The organism is Bacillus sp. AL-1R (assembly GCF_052180195.1).
Lineage (GTDB): Bacteria > Bacillota > Bacilli > Bacillales > Bacillaceae_G > Gottfriedia.
The window spans coordinates 2,765,229-2,785,383 of record NZ_CP197469.1 but is presented as its reverse complement, the minus strand read 5'-3'; the positions used below and the strand labels follow the sequence as shown (position 1 = coordinate 2,785,383).

Annotated in this window: 26 protein-coding genes; 17 read left to right on the top strand and 9 right to left on the bottom strand. The window is 31.8% G+C overall.

Annotation, left to right across the window (positions count from 1 at the left end):
• Nucleotides 1-62 precede the first annotated feature (62 nt).
• Both ACSBO6_RS13230 and ACSBO6_RS13225 read left to right on the top strand, forming a co-directional pair.
• A complete protein-coding gene (locus ACSBO6_RS13230; RefSeq protein ID WP_498843480.1) occupies nucleotides 63-491 on the top strand; it encodes a hypothetical protein in 429 nt (142 codons plus the stop codon).
• A gap of 23 nt (nucleotides 492-514) precedes the next feature.
• Nucleotides 515-814: a DUF2653 family protein gene (locus tag ACSBO6_RS13225; protein WP_498843479.1), complete on the top strand. Its 300-nt coding sequence runs from the start codon at nucleotides 515-517 to the stop codon at nucleotides 812-814.
• Between the two features lie 47 nt (nucleotides 815-861).
• Here the strand turns inward: ACSBO6_RS13225 and ACSBO6_RS13220 are convergent, their stop codons facing one another.
• Nucleotides 862-1,056, bottom strand: a complete 195-nt coding sequence (locus ACSBO6_RS13220; RefSeq protein ID WP_098845345.1) for a YqzH family protein — start codon at nucleotides 1,054-1,056, stop codon at nucleotides 862-864.
• 165 nt (nucleotides 1,057-1,221) lie between these two features.
• Between ACSBO6_RS13220 and ACSBO6_RS13215 the strand changes: the two genes are divergently transcribed.
• From ACSBO6_RS13215 to ACSBO6_RS13180, 8 genes are all read left to right on the top strand, one after another.
• Nucleotides 1,222-2,484, top strand: a complete 1,263-nt coding sequence (locus tag ACSBO6_RS13215; RefSeq protein ID WP_498843478.1) for a Y-family DNA polymerase — start codon at nucleotides 1,222-1,224, stop codon at nucleotides 2,482-2,484.
• Nucleotides 2,485-2,575: 91 nt separating this feature from the next.
• Nucleotides 2,576-2,908: a YolD-like family protein gene (locus ACSBO6_RS13210; RefSeq protein WP_056475525.1), complete on the top strand. Its 333-nt coding sequence runs from the start codon at nucleotides 2,576-2,578 to the stop codon at nucleotides 2,906-2,908.
• A 77-nt stretch (nucleotides 2,909-2,985) separates the two neighbouring features.
• Nucleotides 2,986-3,210, top strand: coding sequence for a DUF1659 domain-containing protein (locus tag ACSBO6_RS13205; RefSeq protein WP_498843477.1), 225 nt, complete (start codon nucleotides 2,986-2,988; stop codon nucleotides 3,208-3,210).
• 17 nt (nucleotides 3,211-3,227) lie between these two features.
• Nucleotides 3,228-3,443 carry a DUF2922 domain-containing protein gene (locus ACSBO6_RS13200; RefSeq protein WP_098845342.1) on the top strand — a complete coding sequence of 72 codons (216 nt, stop codon included), beginning with the start codon at nucleotides 3,228-3,230 and terminating at the stop codon, nucleotides 3,441-3,443.
• 389 nt (nucleotides 3,444-3,832) lie between these two features.
• On the top strand, nucleotides 3,833-4,672 hold the full coding sequence (locus tag ACSBO6_RS13195; RefSeq protein WP_098845341.1) for a Cof-type HAD-IIB family hydrolase: 840 nt from the start codon (nucleotides 3,833-3,835) through the stop codon (nucleotides 4,670-4,672).
• Between the two features lie 579 nt (nucleotides 4,673-5,251).
• The gene (locus tag ACSBO6_RS13190; RefSeq protein ID WP_498843476.1) at nucleotides 5,252-5,698 is read left to right on the top strand and encodes a BclA C-terminal domain-containing protein; all 447 of its coding nucleotides are present in this window, start codon (nucleotides 5,252-5,254) and stop codon (nucleotides 5,696-5,698) included.
• A 162-nt stretch (nucleotides 5,699-5,860) separates the two neighbouring features.
• On the top strand, nucleotides 5,861-6,355 hold the full coding sequence (locus ACSBO6_RS13185; RefSeq protein ID WP_498843475.1) for a DinB family protein: 495 nt from the start codon (nucleotides 5,861-5,863) through the stop codon (nucleotides 6,353-6,355).
• A 106-nt stretch (nucleotides 6,356-6,461) separates the two neighbouring features.
• Entirely contained in the window at nucleotides 6,462-7,391 is a 930-nt protein-coding gene (locus ACSBO6_RS13180; RefSeq protein ID WP_098845338.1) for an aminoglycoside phosphotransferase family protein, read from the top strand.
• A 58-nt stretch (nucleotides 7,392-7,449) separates the two neighbouring features.
• On the opposite strand, the gene srtD is transcribed toward ACSBO6_RS13180, so the two are convergent.
• The 3 genes from srtD to ACSBO6_RS13165 all read right to left on the bottom strand — a co-directional run bounded on the left by srtD (nucleotide 7,450) and on the right by ACSBO6_RS13165 (nucleotide 9,480).
• Nucleotides 7,450-8,070 (bottom strand): class D sortase, LPxTATN-specific, encoded by a 621-nt coding sequence (srtD, locus tag ACSBO6_RS13175; RefSeq protein ID WP_098845337.1) that lies wholly within the window; start codon nucleotides 8,068-8,070, stop codon nucleotides 7,450-7,452.
• 3 nt (nucleotides 8,071-8,073) lie between these two features.
• Nucleotides 8,074-9,126 (bottom strand): processed acidic surface protein, encoded by a 1,053-nt coding sequence (locus ACSBO6_RS13170; RefSeq protein ID WP_098845336.1) that lies wholly within the window; start codon nucleotides 9,124-9,126, stop codon nucleotides 8,074-8,076.
• Nucleotides 9,127-9,270: 144 nt separating this feature from the next.
• Nucleotides 9,271-9,480 carry a CDGSH iron-sulfur domain-containing protein gene (locus ACSBO6_RS13165; protein ID WP_069033382.1) on the bottom strand — a complete coding sequence of 70 codons (210 nt, stop codon included), beginning with the start codon at nucleotides 9,478-9,480 and terminating at the stop codon, nucleotides 9,271-9,273.
• 195 nt (nucleotides 9,481-9,675) lie between these two features.
• Here ACSBO6_RS13165 and ACSBO6_RS13160 point away from each other — a divergent pair, with 195 nt between their 5' ends.
• Together ACSBO6_RS13160 and ACSBO6_RS13155 are read left to right on the top strand one after the other, a co-directional pair.
• Nucleotides 9,676-10,263 carry a GNAT family N-acetyltransferase gene (locus ACSBO6_RS13160; protein WP_098845335.1) on the top strand — a complete coding sequence of 196 codons (588 nt, stop codon included), beginning with the start codon at nucleotides 9,676-9,678 and terminating at the stop codon, nucleotides 10,261-10,263.
• Between the two features lie 58 nt (nucleotides 10,264-10,321).
• Nucleotides 10,322-11,485: an iron-containing alcohol dehydrogenase gene (locus ACSBO6_RS13155; RefSeq protein WP_098845334.1), complete on the top strand. Its 1,164-nt coding sequence runs from the start codon at nucleotides 10,322-10,324 to the stop codon at nucleotides 11,483-11,485.
• Nucleotides 11,486-11,525: 40 nt separating this feature from the next.
• Here the strand turns inward: ACSBO6_RS13155 and ACSBO6_RS13150 are convergent, their stop codons facing one another.
• Nucleotides 11,526-12,443, bottom strand: a complete 918-nt coding sequence (locus ACSBO6_RS13150; RefSeq protein WP_483295170.1) for an alpha/beta hydrolase — start codon at nucleotides 12,441-12,443, stop codon at nucleotides 11,526-11,528.
• A gap of 20 nt (nucleotides 12,444-12,463) precedes the next feature.
• Nucleotides 12,464-12,709 (bottom strand): zinc ribbon domain-containing protein, encoded by a 246-nt coding sequence (locus tag ACSBO6_RS13145; RefSeq protein WP_098845332.1) that lies wholly within the window; start codon nucleotides 12,707-12,709, stop codon nucleotides 12,464-12,466.
• A gap of 397 nt (nucleotides 12,710-13,106) precedes the next feature.
• Here ACSBO6_RS13145 and ACSBO6_RS13140 point away from each other — a divergent pair, with 397 nt between their 5' ends.
• The 3 genes from ACSBO6_RS13140 (at nucleotide 13,107) to ACSBO6_RS13130 (ending at nucleotide 15,127) form a co-directional block, all read left to right on the top strand.
• The gene (locus tag ACSBO6_RS13140) at nucleotides 13,107-13,427 is read left to right on the top strand and encodes a DUF3967 domain-containing protein (RefSeq protein ID WP_498843474.1); all 321 of its coding nucleotides are present in this window, start codon (nucleotides 13,107-13,109) and stop codon (nucleotides 13,425-13,427) included.
• A 657-nt stretch (nucleotides 13,428-14,084) separates the two neighbouring features.
• Entirely contained in the window at nucleotides 14,085-14,537 is a 453-nt protein-coding gene (locus ACSBO6_RS13135) for a hypothetical protein (RefSeq protein WP_142339194.1), read from the top strand.
• A 29-nt stretch (nucleotides 14,538-14,566) separates the two neighbouring features.
• On the top strand, nucleotides 14,567-15,127 hold the full coding sequence (locus tag ACSBO6_RS13130; protein WP_098845329.1) for a DUF4367 domain-containing protein: 561 nt from the start codon (nucleotides 14,567-14,569) through the stop codon (nucleotides 15,125-15,127).
• Nucleotides 15,128-15,292: 165 nt separating this feature from the next.
• Here ACSBO6_RS13130 and ACSBO6_RS13125 read toward each other — a convergent pair whose 3' ends face one another.
• From ACSBO6_RS13125 to ACSBO6_RS13115, 3 genes are all read right to left on the bottom strand, one after another.
• Nucleotides 15,293-15,766, bottom strand: coding sequence for a DUF4362 domain-containing protein (locus ACSBO6_RS13125; protein ID WP_498843473.1), 474 nt, complete (start codon nucleotides 15,764-15,766; stop codon nucleotides 15,293-15,295).
• A gap of 465 nt (nucleotides 15,767-16,231) precedes the next feature.
• On the bottom strand, nucleotides 16,232-16,717 hold the full coding sequence (locus ACSBO6_RS13120; RefSeq protein WP_498843472.1) for a hypothetical protein: 486 nt from the start codon (nucleotides 16,715-16,717) through the stop codon (nucleotides 16,232-16,234).
• A 65-nt stretch (nucleotides 16,718-16,782) separates the two neighbouring features.
• Entirely contained in the window at nucleotides 16,783-17,028 is a 246-nt protein-coding gene (locus ACSBO6_RS13115) for a hypothetical protein (RefSeq protein WP_098845325.1), read from the bottom strand.
• Between the two features lie 1,284 nt (nucleotides 17,029-18,312).
• On the opposite strand from ACSBO6_RS13115, the gene ACSBO6_RS13110 reads away from it, so the two are divergent.
• Both ACSBO6_RS13110 and ACSBO6_RS13105 read left to right on the top strand, forming a co-directional pair.
• Complete coding sequence (locus ACSBO6_RS13110; protein ID WP_098845323.1) at nucleotides 18,313-19,101, top strand: hypothetical protein; 789 nt, start codon at nucleotides 18,313-18,315, stop codon at nucleotides 19,099-19,101.
• A gap of 473 nt (nucleotides 19,102-19,574) precedes the next feature.
• Nucleotides 19,575-19,967: a hypothetical protein gene (locus ACSBO6_RS13105; RefSeq protein WP_098845322.1), complete on the top strand. Its 393-nt coding sequence runs from the start codon at nucleotides 19,575-19,577 to the stop codon at nucleotides 19,965-19,967.
• Nucleotides 19,968-20,155: the final 188 nt, after the last annotated feature.

Genomic DNA, 20,155 nt, shown 5'->3' with positions numbered 1-20,155 from the left:
ACATTTTTTTATGAAAAATGTTTCATACTAAGAAAGATGTGATGATGAAAGAAGGGTCAATATTGAAAAAAATAAATTCTCTACTATCCATGTCGATTTTGTTTTTTATGCTTGTTTTGTCAATCCCGGTTGATGCAAGTAGTCATACGTATAACAATCAACGTATTAAGGTGAATACGAATTCGTTTGCTTCTAGCAAACAACCATCAACGCATCTTGCAATTAGGAGATCGTATCGTTCTAATAGAAGTTATCGACCAACAGCACCTAGGTCGAGTTATCGATCTTATAGAAGTCCTGGAAGGAATTTTTTAGGGTATGCAGGTGCATTTGGGTTAGGCTCTCTTTTTGGTTCGATGCTAAACCCCTTTGGTGGCTACTATGGTGGTCAGCAGTTTGGCTTTTCATTTTTCGGATTACTATTAGACATTTTAGTCATCATAGTGATTATTTGGTTTATTAAGAAAATTTTTCGTAGAAACCGCTATTAACTTTCCACTTTTTGAGGTGAATTGTGAAAATCTATTTTGATGAACAAGATGTTGCCAATGCAATTTGTGTATATGTGGCTGATTTAGAAAGAATTCGCCCAGAAAGTGTGCAAATTGAGTTTCAATTTGATGAGAATGACGAGGTAAGCTGTCAAGTTTCGGCAAATCATCGGAACGTATTGTATGATGAGCAACAAATATCTGACGCAATTGGTTTTTACTTGGAAGAGATTCATCGTTTTTCATCCTATGCAATGGAAATCATTATTGGGTTTGATGAAGAAGATGGCATTACGAGTGAAATATCATTTATCAATTCATAAAACCCGAGAGAGAACTGGCCGTTCTTTCTCGGGTTTATTCGGGTTGCTTAAGCATAATTTGTTATGTATTCGTAAACAATATCTTGTACTAATTCATGTAATTCATATTCACCATTTAATTGTTTAGTAACGATTTGATCGTATAGTTCATCTAGTAGATTTGCTGTAATCCACTGTTCGTGCTCTCCTCTATATTGCATTAACGCTCGTTTAATCATTTGCTTTACAAACTGTCCATCCACTTTTAGTCTTTCCTTTCTTAAGTTAATTTTTAGTATAGCTAAAATTTTGTATTGTTCCAAGTGTAAAAAATTTATTGAAATCGAACGTATATTCGTTTAATATATGTTTATAATAAAAATAAGAACATTAGTTCTGCTATTTTTTGGAAAATCGGAGTGATATGTATGAGCATTTGTTATGAAGAGTTGCCACATCATCGGATATTATGCATCGATATGAAGAGCTTTTATGCAAGTTGTTCTGCCGTCATGCTCGAATTAGATCCATTAGAATGTTATTTAGCAGTTGTAGGAGATGTGGAGAGAGAAGGAAGTATTGTACTTGCAGCTTCCCCACGGTTAAAAAAGGAATTTGGGATTAAAACAGGATCAAGGGTTTTTGAAATACCAAAAGATCCGCGAATCAAAGTTGTCAATCCTTCAATGTCAAAATATCTAGAAATCTCAACGAACATAGTAAAGTTATTAAATGAATTTGTACCCTTAGAGGACTTACATGTATACAGTGTTGATGAATGTTTTTTAAAGGTGGATGGAGTGAAGAGATTATGGGGGGATGCATGGGAGATTGCCGAAAAAATTCGTACAGAGATTATGGCACGATTTCAATTACCTTGTTCGATTGGGATTGGACCGAACATGCTTTTGTCGAAGCTCTGCTTAGATTTAGAAGGAAAAAAAGATGGGATAGCAGAGTGGACTTATGAAGACGTAGAAAAAAAACTATGGCAAGTGAGTCCTCTTAGTGAAATGTGGGGAATCGGTAAAAGAACTGAACGAACTTTAAATACAATGGGTATTTTTACCGTAGGACAGTTAGCGAAATATCCTCTTCATTTGCTGGAGAAGAAATTCGGAGTGATGGGAAATCAACTATATCATCATGCGTGGGGAGTAGATCTGTCTGAGCTAGGTGCGCCTATAATGAACGGACAAATTAGTTTTGGTAAAAGCCAAATATTAATGAGAGATTATACGAAAGTCGAAGAAATTAAATTTGTTATTCGTGAAATGTGTGAAGAAGTTGCACGCCGAACTCGTAATGCTAAGAAGGCTGGACGTACAATTACATTAGGAATTGGATATAGTCGTGAGGAATTCGGTGGAGGATTTTCCCATGCGTATACAATGGATGAACCTACAAATATTACGTCAGATTTATATGAAATCTGTACAAAATTATTTGATCGATATTATGAAGGGAAGACAGTTCGGCAAATTCTCATTTCTCTTTCAAATATTGTAAGTGATGAAATCATGCAGTTAAATTTGTTTGATCAGAAAAAACCTCAAAAGCGCAATTTAGGATATGTGATGGACGCAGTCCGAAAAAAATACGGATCATCTTCCTTGCTCTGGGCTGTTTCTTATGCAGAAGGAGGAACAGCCCTTGCCCGAAGCAAGCTAGTAGGTGGACATAAAGGTTAAAAATTTCCTTTTGTCCTTTTTCCGCTGCAAGTGAAAGCCACTAGTTCTACCCTACCTAAGATAAAAAGAGAAGAAAAGGAGAAGAATGCCGATGATTCGTGACCGTGGCACGATTAAATGGACGTCAATGATGTTACCGGAACATGTAAAAATGCTTCGTGATTGGAAAGTATCACAAAATTATGAACAACAAAAAGATGTAGATGAACAATTATTAGAGGAAATGAACCGTCATCTTCAACAGGCAATTCACGAAGATGAAAGTGTACAAATTACTTATTATAAAGATCACTATCACCATAATGTAAAAGGAAAAATAGGGAAAATTAATTTACACCAAAATAGACTATCCATTTATGAAGAACAAGCTGGATATATGGAGCTGTTATTAAGTGATATCGTGGACGTGAAGATTGGATCTTGAAAATAGAAAAAATAATTAACCATTAACGAAAACACCCCCTTTTTTATGTACATATACATCGAAAGGGGGAGTTGAAAATGGCACAAATTGCTACTCAACAACTAACATTGTATGTAAATTTACATGCAGGAAAAGATGCACAAGGAAAAATCATAGTCAAGAGGAAGGCATATAAAAATGTCCGAGTTGATGTTGATTTAGTAAAACTAAGTGAAATTGGTAATGCCTTAGCATCATTGCAAGATTTACCAGTAGTAGAGCTAGAAGTAGTAAGCAATGGACTACTTTTAAACAGTTTCTAAAAAAGGAGGAAAGCGTTATGGTTCAAACATTAGAACTTAAATTTTTAAATGAAAACGAAAAGGTTGTTACACTAACAGTAGACAATCCAACAATTCCAGTTGATCCAGCATTAATCAATCAAGTAATGGATAAAATTGTAGAGAATAATGTATTCACTTCTACAAGTGGAATGATCGTAGCCAAACAAGGCGCACGCTTGGTTAATAAAGAGATTGTTGAGATAGAGTTATAGGCTCTATTAAGGTTAGAAAAAGAGTTTTGTAGGCAGTCCAAAGACCTTCTAAAAATGCAGAAGGTCTCAGTGTGTAGACAAAGTACAAAAAATCTGATTTTCAGACTGATTGCAAGCGCTTGTCTTTCGAGGCGCGAAGCCTGGTAAGGAGCGGAGTTACCTTAGACGGTAATGAGCACCGCGCAGGCAGGCGAAGCAACGAAGAAAGCGAGCGTTTGTCAACAGTCTAAAGACCTTCTAAAAATGCAGAAGGTCTTTTTTTGCGTTATAATAATAAAGAATGAAATATAAAATAGAAAATAGTTAAATTGTAATATGAGTGCTTTAGTAGAATTGGGGGACTGTTAGCATTCAGACTATAAGAGAATAGTAGAAAAGGAGAGAACCACATGGCATTAATTGCAATTGATATGGATGGTACACTCGTAAATGGTAAGAACGGAATACCGATGGAAAATATTGAAAGCATCCGAGCAGCACAAAAAGAAGGAATCCATGTTGTCATTTCTACAGGTAGAATGTATGAAAGTGCGAAGGAAGTATTAGATGAGGCTGGTCTAACTTGTCCGATTATCTGTTTAAACGGCTCTCAAATTTATGACTATGAGGCGAAAATTTTGCACAACGATTCAATGGATAAAGAAATTTTTGCAAAAGCCTTAAGTATATGTGAAGCGGAAAATAAAACATTTATTATTAGTACAAGTGAAGGGTCATTTACAAAGTGTCGAGATACACTATATGATGAATTTTTTACTGATAAGCAAACTGGCAAGACACACAAATTGACAGCTACTTTAAGAAAGATTCGTACTTATTCTTCTATTGAAGATTTTAATGAACTTGATGTATATAAAATATTATTTCTTTCCAAAAATGACGAGGTTATTAGTCGAATTCGTTTAAAACTAATGCATGAAGAGGGGCTACTCATTACTTCTTCAAGCTCCAATAACGTAGAAATTAATGCAGCAAATGTAAGTAAAGGAGCGGCATTATTAAAGCTTGCACCAATCCTTGGAGTAGATTTAAAAGAGAGCATGGCAATTGGAGATAGTTTTAATGATGTCTCTATGTTTAATCGAGTAGGATTTCCAGTAGCTATGGGAAATGCGAAAGAAGAGCTAAAAGGCTACTGTACATTTGTGACAAAAACAAATGAAGAAGCAGGCGTAGCTCATGCAATTTATCATTTTTTAGATCAAAAACAAAAATTAAAACAAAGCTAAATTTAGTTTATAACTAGAAAAAGAGGGAGTTCAAAATTTTGGACCTCTCTTTTTTTATGGAAAATATTGAGGATTTTCGAACATTTGATAATAGTTTCTTTTTGCAATCTATTACTTAGACCTATTTTAAAGACATAAAGATAGCATAGGCTAACATAATCTAAATATAAATTATAAAGGATGTGAAGTGTTAAAATGGATGCAGCCTTAAGTATATTTCCAATCATTTTTATGCTTTTTTACATTGCAATTCCTATAGGTCTTATAGTAGTAATCTCCAAATTCTGTAAATTATGTAAAATACGAAACGAGGAATTAAAGAAGCAAAATGAACTATTAAATCGGATTGTAAATGTACTTGAAAGGTCATAGTTTTTCGTAATCCAATATATTTTTAAAGAACTTAGTCTGACGATGACTAAGTTTTTTTAATCTACTAAAAAAAATAAAAAACTAATGAACATGCTGTAACGAAAAGAAAAAACTATCATATTAATAAACTATATAACAAATATAGACAAGCCTTAAATACGCTACTCCTAAGAGGATTTATGTCTAATAATAAGAAAAGGTGATAGTATGAGATATCCAAGACCGCCAAGACATCATTTTCCACCAATACCTCCTGGCGAAAGTTTTGCATTTGTTACGAATAGTGGTGGAACAGTTTCTGTTATCAATGAAGGGACACTTGTAAGTTTTCCATCATTTCAGTATATAGGTGAAGGGATTACAATTAATCAAGCAAATGATCGATTAACAGTTGAGGCACCAGGTAATTACTTTATTACTTACACAGTGAATTTAAATGCACTATTAAACGTATCTACAAAAATATTAGTAAATGGTAGACCGATAAATGCATCAGCAATTGTAAATGAAGTAAATAGATCCATTTACAGTAGTCAAATAATTTTACCATTAGATGCTGGAGATACAATTTCACTTCAACTGTTTGACTTTGTTGGAGATGTTAAGTTGTTACAAGGCGCTGGAGCAACAATTAATCTATTCAGAGTTCATTAGTACAAGATTTAACCATCACTCTTTAAAAGATACAAGAATGCACTGCTTTTAAAAAAGTAGTGCATTTTTTAATAGGTTAAAATCATAAAGTAATAAAGGTAAATAGATTAATAACCACGAAAGACATATCGTAAACTATAAAATTAAAAAGGGAGAATGATCTTGAGTAAAAAAGAGTTTATATTAGATCAATTAGAAGCCTGTCGAAATGTTGGAAGTTGGATTCAACCGTTAAGTGTAGCATTGGAAAATTTAAGTTTAGAGAATATAAGTTGGAGACAAAATGATTTTACTCATACGATCGGTGAAATCGTAAACCATCTGTATTTCTATAATGAACGATGGTTGAGAAGGTTTAAAGGAGAAAACCCAACTGAAGTGATTGAAAGTAATGCTTCAACTTTTCAGGAGATAAAAAATTTAACGAAAGAAGATTGGCAAGAGCTTGTTGAACGATTGGACGAGAATTTAGCGAAATGGCAGCAAGAAATAAAAGAAGCAGATGAATCAAAGTTTTATGAACAAATTCCAAATTTCCCAGTAGATGCAAGCTGGTGGGGAGCTTTATCTAATCTATGTACTCATAATGCCTATCATATTGGGCAAATCCTCTACATACGAAAAGCACAAGGTTCATGGGTATCAACAGAAGAGTAGGAACATCATTTAGATTGTCGGATAAGAAATAGTAGGTTATTTTGAAAGAAGTAGAAATAGATGGAAATAAAATAAAAGATAAATAAGGGAAATCGGGGAACGAAAGATGATCACACAAAATGTTAGGGGTAACATTTTAAAAAAATACAATATAAGCGAAGCGAATTTTTTAGGAAAGGGACAGGAAGCAGAAGTTTATTTTTATGATCAAGAGAGAGTCTTAAAATTATATAAACCAAGTGAATATTCAAAGCTAGAAATATTAAAGCAATTTTATGAATCAATGAATTCAAGTGATGTAAATGTTGAATTACCAAAAATTCACGAGATTATAAAAGAGAAGGACGTTGTTTTAACAATTGAAAAAAGAATTGAGGGCGGAAATATTCAAAAGGCTTTATCATATTATGATGAGCAAGCATTAGATTCTTTCTTTGAAAACTATCTATCTACACTATTAAGTATTCAAAGGATTCAATTAAAAAAGCAATTTAAAGGCATTAAATTATTAAGTGATTATGATGATATTTCCTCAAAAGATTGGAACGAGTTTTTAAAACAATCATTACTAAGAAAGAATACAGAAGTAGATTGTTATTTGAAAAGAGATGTATCAGATTACGAAGTGAAATTAAACCGATTAATCGATGCATTTACAGTTGGATACGAAGGAGAATATGCATTAGTACATGGTGATTTTTATCCATCAAATCTATTAGTAAATGTAGATGGACAAATTAATGGTGTCATAGACTTCGGATTAATGACATTATATGGGGACCCGTTATTTGATGTTGCATTAAGCTGGATTTTATTTGATTTATATGATGAGTTGGGTGAAATAAAGTTAGAAAAATATTTAAATAAAGTAGTTAATCAATTAGGCGAAGAAGTTAGAAGTACAATTCATTTGTACGTACTTTTTTATAGTATTTATTCAGCAAATTTCTTTTCCAAAACTTGTAGTGATGGACACTATAAGTGGAGTGTTCGTAATTTAAATAACGAAAAATTTTGGGCTGCACTAAAAATTTAATAAAAAATATGAAACGCTAATAAAAAATGCTCACTATTAAATAGTAAGCATTTTTTGTTTATTTATTTACTTCTGATTTGACTAAACTAGCTACAAGTATATAACGCTGTGGTGCATGTCCAATAAAATTAAACGGATAACAAGTGCTTACCGTTAAAGTTGGTCTTGGTTTAGGGATAATAACCGTGCGATCATCTTTATCCACGATACGAATCTTATGAACTTTGTAAGTAAATGTACCAGCCGAAGTTTTAACAATTAATAAATCGCCCACTTTTACTTTGCCAAGCCCACGAAATACAGTATCTCGATGTCCAGCAAGAACACTATTGTCTCTTTCACCTGGCATCACAGATTTAGCATAATGACCTATACCTTTTGCAAGTTCATCCTCATCTGTCCCATGGAAGATTGGTAGAGTTGCTTGAATTCGAGGAATCGTTAATGAACCCATTTCATCGCCAAATTTAGGATAAGTCTTGTAAAGCGGTTCGTCTCTTTTCATTTGCTTCAATTTAGTTTGAGTTTCTGTTTTGATTTCTTTTTTGAAATCATCCTTTGACTGTTTGTACAGTACATAGGTTTTAATTAAAGAATAAGCATTTGTTGAAGCAAAAAATAATCCGACAAGAAAAAAGAGTGCTAATAATATAAGTAGAACTTTTCGTTTTCGATTCATAGCTTATCGTTTAACAATTACCTTTTTACGTAAAACAACAGCAGTTAACATCATTAACATACCAGCGATTGTCCATTCAGTTGTATGAGTTGCAGTATTTGGAAGTTTACCGCCATTTTCCGTTCTTACTGTAACAGTTGGTTTTGGATTTTTAATTGCTTTTTGAGTATCTTTAACGATCTCTACGATTTCTTCATCAGCAATCAATTCATCTGATGAGAAGAAAGCGTCTAATAATAGATTACCAGCGTTATCATCAATCTCTAAATATACTTTTATATTTTCCAGAGACTCTAAAGAATCGTCCATTGTAAGTAATTTAGCAAAAGTTAAAGGAGTTTTAACGCCATTTTGTTCAATTGCAATTTTAATATCAATCTTTAAAGTAGATTGAAGCTCTTTTACGATATTCATTAATTCTACTTTTAATGCAGCTGGTAATTCTTCTGGAGTAGCCTCAGTATCCATTGAGAAAAATTCAGGATAATTTTCTACTAAAGCAGATGCACGTTCTGATAATGCTTCTAATTTTGCTTCAACAGCAGGATCATCATTCACAACTTTTTCAAAGTGTGTAGATATATTATTAATCTCTGCTTCAGTAATTCCGATCTCTGAAAGGGCAGAATAAATCTCTTCCATAGAAGGGAATTCATCTTCTACACTACCTGACTCATCTTCATCTAAATAAATTAAGTTTTCGATATCAGAAGTAAAATAATATGTATCTAGTAATGATGCATTTTCGTCCATATCATCATAGTAAACTGCTAAATCGATTATTTCATCTTCAGTGTAACCGTATTCATCTAGAAGAGCATCTAATGTTTTTTGAGTAAGTCTTTCACCCAATGTATCTTTTAACTCATCAACTGAATCGAAATCAGAAATCGACTCACCGTAGTAAGAGGTTAAATACTCCTCTAATTGCTGTTGAGTTAGATCGATACTAACTAAATAAGTTTTTAATTCATTTGCATCTGGCGCAGCATATGCCGTTACACCTGGTACAACTAACGCCGCAGATAAAACAACTGAAGCTAATGCCTTTTTCATACTTTTTCCCCCTTAAATAGTGCGTTCCCAAAAAGAAATGTGATTAGAACAGTTTTATGAATGATTCAGATGTAAAAAAGGTATGAGGGCATAAGAAAGCCGATTATTTAGAATTACCCAATAATCGGCGCCAGAAAAATAAAATTATTCTGATTCTTTTGGAGCTCGAACGACAGATTCGAATTTTCCTTTATGAGTACCGTCACAATATGGTAACTTACTTGACATGCCGCATCGACATAATGAGAAAGCTGCTTTTTGCGGATATGTATTCCCTTCAGCATCAACTAACTCAACAGTTCCAGTAACACGTAAAGGACCATTATCTAAAACCTTAATTTGAACATCAGACATATTAAATTTCCTCCTACACATCTTTAAATTATTATATATTACATTTATGTTAAAATAAATGGAATGTTTTAATAAAATATTAATTTTTAACATGAAATTATCATGAAACTATTGTAAAATAATAAAGTTATTCTTTTTATACTAAAAGATGTTAATGATCAACTATGAAGAATTTATGGTAAGGAGTGACAATTCATGATTCGAATAGCCAAAAAAGAAGATGCCAAACAAATTGTCCCTCTAATTGTACAAGCGATTGAAGATATTGTATTTATGTTAACAGGGACATCATCCTATGAACAAGCAACACCAATTTTAGAATATTATGTTCAATCTGAACAAAATAGACTAAGTTACCGTAATTGTTTAGTGAAAGAATTTGAAGGGAAAATTGTAGGAGTCATTATAGCCTACCATCCCTTGGAATTATCAGTACTTGATCGTGAAATGCTTGAAATAATAAGTCGTAATTTAAATATTCAAGATGTTAAAGTAGATAAGGAAGCAGATGATGAAGATTTTTATATCGATACATTGTCAGTGCATCCAGATTATCAAGGCAAAGGAATTGGAACTGAATTATTAGAAGGATTACTTTCTTTTGCCAAAAATAAAGGGATTACACGAGTTTCGTTAAATGTTGATCAAGACAAACCTTCTGCTCGCAAGTTATATGAAAAAGTAGGATTTAAATATGAGAAAGTTAGATTAATAATGGATCATTCATACGATTATTTAGTATTCCCACTAAATAATAAAATATTCGAAACAAAAGTCGTTTAAGATGCATCCTTTCGATTGTTTAAGTTAAAATTAAGTTTGAACAATAGGAGGGATACATATGAAATTTTTTACATTTGCAAATCCGACTGAATTAATTTTTGGTAAAGATAGTGTACAAAAGTTAAAAGAAAAGGCTACGAGCTTTGGAAAGAATGTTTTACTTGTATACGGCGGTGGAAGTATTAAAAGAAATGGCCTATACGATCAAATAGTAGGTATTCTTAATGAAGCTGACAAGACAGTTTATGAACTAAGCGGAGTTGAACCAAATCCGAAATTATCAACAGTTCATAAAGGTATACAAATTTGTAAAGACCAAAATATTGACTTTATTTTAGCTGTTGGCGGTGGTTCTGTAATTGACTGTACAAAAGCTATTGCAGTAGGTGCAAAATTTGATGGTGAGATTTGGGATGTTATCACACGTAAAGCAGTCCCAACAGATGCATTAAAATTTGGAACAGTCTTAACGCTTGCAGCAACTGGTTCAGAAATGAACGCTGGGTCAGTTATTACAAATTGGGAAACAAATGAAAAATTAGGTTGGGGAAGTAAATTTAGTTACCCAACGTTTTCAATACTAGATCCTCAAAATACGTTTACAGTTCCTCGTGATCAAACAGTTTATGGATCAGTGGATATCATGTCACATGTTATTGAATCATATTTCCACCATGGAACAAATACAAAAATTCAAGATCGTTTCTGTGAAGGTATTTTAAAAACAGTTATTGAAACTGCTCCAATCGCAGTGGAGAAATTGGATGATTATGAAGCACGTGAAACGCTATTATATAGTGGAACGATGGCATTAAATGGAATCTTAAGTATGGGTGTCCAAGGAGATTGGGCTACACATAATATTGAGCATGCAGTTTCTGCAGTAACAGATATTCCACACGGCGGAGGGTTAGCAATTATTTTCCCTCATTGGATGGAATATGTAATGAGCGAAAATATAGATCGTTTCTGTCAATTTGCAGATAGAGTATTTGATATTAAGCAAGAATCAATGTCAAAAGAAGAATGGGCATTAGCTGGTATTAAAGCTTTACGCACATTCTGGAACCAAATCGGTGCGCCAAGTCGTTTAAGTGAGTACGGCATTACAAAAGAGCAACTACCTGCAATGGCAGCTAAAACAGTTAAATACGGCCCATTTGGTAATTTTAAAAAATTAGATCAAGAAGATGCATTGAAAATTTTAGAGGCAGCTCTTTAATAAATAAAAACTGGACAGAAAAATAACGCTGTCCAGTTTTTTATATTGAACGATGATTAACGCCAATATCATTTAAAAAAGATGAAACAATCGAATAGTATTCATCTTTGTTTTCATTCAAACTCATAGCATGTACACCATTTTTAGCAATGAATAGTTCTCTTTTATTTTGACTTTTCGCTTCAAATAATTTAAGAGTATGTGTATACGGAATATATGGGTCTGGTTTACTATGAACAAATAAAACTGGATTTTTAATATGATGTGTTGCTAGTAAAGGTGAAATATCCTTAATGAAAAATCCATTCCGAAGTTTTAACCAAATGCTAGAAACTGGAAGGATGGCCCATTTAGGAAGTTTATAATCCATTTTCAAACGATATGTAAGCTGTTCCTCGAATGTAGAGAATGCGCAGTCTGAAATATAGAAAGCTGCTGAATCCTCAACAAAACCAGCATATTGTAACATTGTACATGCTCCCATTGACTCCCCATGAATGCCAAGAATAATCTCACCTCTTAAATCCTTTAAATAATGAACAACAGATTGTAAGTCGTATTTCTCATAATAGCCATAGCTAGTTGTCTGTCCACCTGACTCCCCATGTCGTCTATGATCATAAGTAAGAACATTAAAACCAAGCTTTAAAAATAGTTCAGCATATTTAATTGAGTTATTTTTATTAACCGTAACACCATGTGTAATTATGACCCATTTATTTGTATCAAAAGGCTCAAACAAGTACCCTCTTAATTCATACCCATAGCGAGATTGAATAGAAAAGGGGTGTTTTTGGACAGAACGATATAATCCTTCATCAAATCGAAAATTTTCCAACTCGCGCTGATAAATAAACTCAAGTGAATTAGTTTTCATAAACAAAACTTGTTGTGTAAAAAATAAGCCAACTCCAATAAAATAAATAAGAAAAAGAACAGCTACAACAAGCCAAATCATCATAATAGAACCACTACTCTCTATCCAAAAAGAATATCAAGAATGGTAGTTAACTCACCGCGTGTTTTACCTTCTAAAATGGAAGGATTGTAAACCTCAACAAAACCGCAATTTAAACAAGAAACAAATAAAAAATGATTATAATCAATATCTAATAACTTACTTAAACCTGAACCAGACATTGATACTTCTTTCGTTTTAGCGTGTGTATGTTTACATTTCGAACAAACAAATCTATCCTTTAACAATTGTTCTGCTCTAGCCATAAATAAAACGCCTCCTTTTTAGTAAAGTGTATCATAAGGAAAAAGAAAATTTTATAAAGAGATTTTGACAATTTAATTAAGAAAAACAAGTTTGAGGATTAAACATTGTCCAATAATGATCAATAAATAGTGCTTCTTTTGGATGGAAGTTTATGATGCAGTAAAAAGTGAAAAGCTAGAGTTTTGGTTCTTGATGAGGCGTTTTAAGAATGGTCACGGAAAAACGGAGCGATATTCCGTGACCATTTTAGCAGGACCATAGATAAATAATCGACTGTACGCTTTACTGTTTGTTAAACATGATTACAAATTTATAACAGATGGAGAAAATGGTTCTAGACTCTTTACTGATAAGGATTTAGAACGATTTGAGCAAGTGATAGCACTTAAAGGAGTTATGAAGGTCGAAGAAGCCGTAAAACAAGTTATAAAAGGAAATTCAGTAAGCCTTTATAATCCTATAACACCATCTATAATGAATGATAAGCTTGATACAATTCTAGAAGAATTAAGAATTACAAATGAGCGTATGGGACAACTAGAGAAGGAAAATAAAGAGATCAAGGAAGAATTAGTGGAGCAGAGAAAAGCTACAACAAATCGTGATCAGGTACTTATGGAAACTATGAGGGCAATCCAAGAGCAAAAACAATTAATGTTAGAAGTTGCAGCCACTCAAAAAACCACTAAAAAATGGTGGGAAATTTGGAAGTTATAGCCTTTATAAATTTATAAACCCTTGATACTATTGTGTTTCAATGCATCAAAACCTGAATCTCAGACGTCATTTTTTTACAATCCTATATCCCTTTTACTGGTTTTATATATTTATAAAATCATAAGCCCTCCACTTCGTTACGGCCTGGAAGTTTTATCTTCTCTGCATGGATAACGAAGACCACGTTACCCATACATCCTAAATAAAACTGATCTTCCTCAACCTCTTACCTACATATATCCCATTTACATAAACACCATTACCGGCAATAAAAAAAGATTGTTCTGTTGAATCATAATAAGATTTCATAGAACAATCTTTTTATTGCCTTATTTAATTTTTCTTTTTCTAAGAAAGAAAAACAGTGAAATTAATATAATTATTGGTACTCCATAAATAATGAACGTATATACATAATCACCTAAAAACATATGATTCCCCATTGTTGTATTGCTTGTTCAAACTGATTCATACCTTAATTAACTATGGTTTCCTAATATATTCGTCTTCACTACATCAAATATTATTAGAATATTTTAATAAATAATGGAGTATTTATACTCATGTGTGCCATTTTATATATTTTGAGAAAAGGAGAATAAGACTATGAAACTAAAAATCACCAAAAAATTCAAATCCATACTGATGACTTTGACTATGACAATTGGTTTAGGTTTAGCTTCTTTTTCAATTGCTAATGCAGATTATGTAGATGCTTACAAGCAATTTAATGTAGGTCAGTATGGTGGTACTTATGAAAACGCAAAGGGTTTTACTGGGACCTATGGTGGTAATGGATATTTATCTAAGAAATCTACAATTATAGTAGATTCGTATGGGGCTAAAAAACTTTCTAAAGTATATATTTCAACTACAGTATATTCCGGAAAACCCTACTATCAACATTTATTTGCAGAGAGCACTCAAGGTGCTGTAATTCGTTACTATTTTAATGATAAATTTCTAAAAACTAATCCTACTGTTACTTGGACACCTTCTCCATCTTTTGGTAATATCATGTCTACGACTTGTTATATAATGTCTGATTATGCCGAAGCTGGTAGTGATATTGGGACTCAATATCGATATGTTACCATTTTTAAATACTAAATTAATTATTTAAATAAGGAGGTTTTCGGATGAAATTGAGAAATAAACTTATTATTATTGCAATTTCGGCAGGATTAATAGGCGGATTTGTAGTCAAAAACAAAAACAATACTGCTTTTGCTGAAAAAAACGTTATAGAAGGCACATCGATTACTACTGACAAAGAGTTATATAAAAAATTATCTCCTAATATTAAATTACCTAAAGTAGTTAAATTTAAAGAGAATGGAAGTAATACACCGGGAATTAATAAGAGAAGTGACTTTGTGGCGACTCTATTAGATGTTTTACCAACTGGAACTAGAGATTATAGACATCAATATAAAAGTGATGATGGTAAACAAAAAATTACATTTAATGTTATTAATAGACCAACTGAAGTAGATCTTGAAGGGGTACCTTACCAAAAAAAAATTATTTTATCAAATGGAGTAGAAGCTACATATGCATCGGACAATAGAATGCAAACTCTATCTTTCAATGATCCAAAAACCAATTTATTTTATTGTTTAATTGGCGAAAAAGTTGAAGGAGAATTTACATCTGAAGAGCTTTTAGAAATACTTAATTCTTTAGATGAACCTAAATAGGCGAAGCAATTGAAATTTATAATTTATTGTGTTATTGAATACAGTTAATAGTATTCATAAGAAAACAGTTGTTCAAAGTGAACAACTGTTTTCTTTATAGATTATTTATTTATTATCAAAAATTAGTATGAACGGCTAAGAATCGAACTATAACTTCACTCTATATTATTTAGGATATTTAAATAATAAAACAGTATCATGAATTTCGTTGCAACCATATAGTGAATAGTTGATATAACTTGAATCTTCAACTTTTTTAATACTCTTACATTGGGTATTTGAAAGCATTTCTCCATTATTACCCTTAATTTTAGAATACGAATAGTCAATGTCATAATGAACACGATGTGGATCTGAATCCAGGTTTACCATTAAGTCAATGATAACTGGCTCACTTTTCTCATTATACTTTGTTAATCTTACCGAGCCACCCTTGTTACTATTATATTTATCGATAAAACTATTCATTTTCTTTACATTATAAATTTTATCTTTCATTTGAATAACATCGCCATTCTTTTTGGCTGTTTTAAAAGAATACTCTTTATCATTAATATCTTCATTAGATTCTTTTGAACAACTTGTAATTAATAACAAAAAAAATAAAGATACCGTGGAAAAATATGCCAATTTCTTCATAATATCCTCCTTTATATAAATATATTTCTATTTTTAAACTCTTATTACCTCTTAAGGTCTAGCATTTTTAGATTAAAAGGAGGGGGGAAAGAAGATATTCTAATAAAAAACTATAAGACTGTATTTATATTGAGAAATTACAAGAAGAAATAATTTTGCGAGACCAACATTTAGTGAATATTTTTTTGTTTACATAATGGACCTTATCGGCAAAGAAAAAAGGATCTTCAATTTAAGAAATGGTGGCAGTTTTGGAAATAGTATTAAAAACTAACAATTTTAACCATTGTTTCATAGATAACTTGCTATATAAAATTTGAAGTTAGTAAAACCCCAAATTTTAAGGCTTAAACACTTTATAAGACAATCGATTTAATTAAATATAAAAAAGAGCAACCATGGTGCAGGTATTGCTCTTTTTTTGTTCCTTTAAGGGAATAATTAGATTAGTGGTTGTTAAACAGTTTATTTCTTTTTTTGTTTAGATTCCCAATCTAGTCTTCTTTGTCTTTTATTTTCAATTTGTTCTTGGACAAATTCTCTCGCAGTTTTAATTCCTGGTTGTTCCAAGACATCGGTTGTAATAATATCGTTAATATTTTGATTAAACATCAATCCATTGAATAGTTCAATTATAATTTGTGTATTACGAAACTCCATAGCTGATTCGTAAGAATGAACATCCGTTTGGAACTGATCCATCGTTTGTTTGAATTCTTCAAAACTACCAAACTCAACAACAGGTGCATCCGGTGGTAAATTGGCCAATTCATCATCTGTTGCATAACTTAGAAAATCTGGATTTTCAGCGAAATAATCAGATACTTGATGTTGAATTTCCTCTTGTGTTGTTGTAGGGTTAACCTCAGCTGCGAAAGTTTTTGAAGTCATAGGACCGACTGCAACTAATCCTGCTAACAATGCCACGGATAATTTCTGCTTCAATTTCATAATAATTTTACTCTCCTTATCCTAATCTAATTTTTCTATGTATAATTCCTTATACCCACAATTAACTAAGCGTTTCTTCTTGCTACTAAGATTTTAAAGATTTTAAAGATTATATATAATCCCAAATAAAACGTTAAGAAATTAAAAATAACATTTTGTAATAAACCTGTATGATGCCCTGTCTCTGTATATCCAAAAACTGGATTCGGTTTCCCAAACCAATGATAATATGGTAATTCTTTAGGGTTTGTCGGGATGAAAGCAGTTACGATTGTTATTGCCAAGCTAATTAACGGCAGAAGTTTTTTCATGAATTCACCTCGGAATCTTAATAAATACTAATTTAATACTAATTTGATTATATGGATTATTTAACCAATACCACATAACTTTATTTTAAGTCTGTCAGATTTTTTTGTAAATTAGGGTAATTCGTACAATTTCCCAAAAAAATAAAAAAAAGGCTCATAAAGAGCCCTTGATTATCTATTCTAATGCACTATTTGTAAAAGCATTTACATCATAATGGTCATATCCTTCTTGGTACATATTAACTGTAATCTTGAACGTTTGCCCTGCTTTTACATCCGTGATGTTCTAAAATTCGTATTCAATTTTGTCCCCTTTTTATCGCAAGCATTTAAGCTCAATTCGATATAATCAAAATCAATCTCACTATCATGCTTGAACGTATAAGTAATATTTGTTCCTGTAAACCATCTGTCATGATCTTCGGCTTTGGTGCATTTTTCATCATATCAGCTCATATACAAATCTAGTTTACATAAATACGCTTCTCGGTAATAGGCCTAGTCACAGGGTTCGTGCTATAGACCGCAAAGTAAAGTAGTCAAGAGTACGTTAAAGTTGTAGTAAAGGTATTTGGTAATACTTTTGGCCATAACTTTTGGTAATTATAGAATTCAATGGCAATCATTCAAGCGAAAAATGGACAGAGTAGTTACAAAAACAGTGGTTTTTGGTAACTATCATTAAGCAATCTTTAGATAAATGATTTGTATTAACACTTTTGTAGCCAGATACTTTGCGGTTTATGACAGTAACCCTGTGACTAGGCCTAAATGGATCATCATGGATGATTCTTGCGTTTATTGGTATTTTCATTGGATCATTTGTACATAAAAAAATATTTACAACAATAAAAAAAAGGATATTAATATAAATGTTAATATCCTTTTTATATTGCTAATTTAATTAACTCATATGTATCTGAAAACCGGATTATTATATTCCTGAAGCCCTTATATTTGTAGCTTATTTGTTTTTAACGTTCTTGTTATCATATCTCATTTTCATAATATAAAGTAATGTAGCAATTACTAGAGTTACAATTGATATAATTGTTTCTATTTTTTTATTATCTAAAGTTATATAAATTATATTTACGATGATAATTAAAAAAAAGAAAATAGTTCTATACTTTTGAACGATAATTCCCATAAAAACAACTCCTTTAATATTTAAAATTATATAATTATATTTTAATAAATTTATAATAAAAATGTAATAAAATATTTAGAAAATTTAAAATAAGTGGTAAAATATGGTTATATTACAGAAAAGGTGGTTATTTTGTGCGTTTATGGTCAAAGTATTTAGCAGTAATAATTTCTTTTGCTATTGTAATTTCTTTCAGTTTTGAAAACTGGGCTAAGGCTGACGAGATTGAAGAGGATCCTATTGTTTCTGACTATATTAGTGACGAGGAATTTTTAACTGACACTAATATAGATGAACAACTTAACGAAAGTATACCAATGTTAGACGTAATTGAAAATATGCCTGATGATGTGATTGCCAATGGACCTCAAGCTATATTTAATTATATGAGATATAATACACCTGGGATACCTGCGGGTTCTTATCAATACATAGATAGTGGTGACGAGGTATATTTTCAAATTTCTAAGCCTAGATCATCATTTGCACTTCCAGGGCAGAATAATGATGTAATGCCTCCATATTATCCTAATTTTAATACAGGAGAATGTATAGTAGCCATCGGAATAGCATTATTAGGTGGAGCCATTCCTATTTCAAAGATACTAAAAATAAAATCTGCTTTAAAAACAGTAGGTGGCGCAACTAAACTGGTATCAAAGCTAAGTAGTGAATACAAGAGATTTAAAGCTTTGGGGTATACTCGTAAAACAGCTTTTAAAAAAGGTTGGGAATCAGCAATCAGCAATCATGGAGCTGAGGTAAAGCAAGCATTATGGACTCTTTTTAACATAGGAGATATTTATTATAATTGTGTTGGGAGGCCAGCTCCAGAAAGTAGTACTGAACAAGTGAGTTCTGTTCAGAACAAAAATTATTTTATAAATAGTGAATACAAATCTAATTTACATAAAGCTTCTTAAAACAGAAATTATAAGAAGACCTATCTCTTAGTACATAAGATATAGGTCTTTTCGTTTTTTTTCAATATACAGTGGTGTAACACCGTTTTAATTTCCAAATGCATATTATATGCATTTCTAGTTTACATAAAGATTCTTAACGGAAGTAACCAAAAAGCCAATCCCTTGTGCTGCAAGGGATTGGTTTTTTGGTTTTTTCTCATGATATACAGCTTTTTATACATTCTTGATATAAATGGGATGTAGGAGGATCTACTTTTATTGTATTCTCTTATTTTTGAATAAAACACTGCATAGTATTTTACTTGAAATTTTGTGTTCATAAGGAAGCATAAATGCGAGTAGAAAGTAACAAACAAAAAAACGATACATAGAATAGTAATATACTTTGGACAATCATTCATTTTACTAACTGTGTTTCTTTGTCTATTTGTTTTTGTAATAGATATTAAATTATTACAAGGGGAATTGATATGGGCGTCGAATTTTTTTCACTATCGCCAACAGCTTTTCAAGTGTTGAAATCAGGAGAATCGCATCCTAAAAAAGTAATGAGAATTGTGTATGGACAAGCCACATCTGATGTAAATGGTGTAGCAACACTTTATTTTACAGACGATGGGTTAGCAACTGGTAATCCTTTGTTAACAGCAATCGACTATGCAGTGGCAAGTGTATATTCTACGAACGCTAATATAAATGCAAGACCGAGAGTGCAAATGCGAGAGAAGAATGTTGCTGGAAAATATGTATCTGCTAATGTAACGAATATTACTGGTGTAACAGTTCTAGGAATTAATGTATTAGGTTCGGAAAATCCCGTTAGTGGAGTTCTTGTAGATTTTATGATCTTAGGTAGTTTTTAGTAGTTAAGTAGTTACAAAAAATAATCGATTAATTAGTCGATTATTTTTTTATTTGCACTTGTTAGGAATGCGTTTGCAGTGGAAAAGTGGGGAATGTTTGTGTATCATATAAATTCAAATGAATATATTTATCGGGACAACTAGACAAAAGATTATGATTTATGATAAATTATACAAGAAAAATTCCT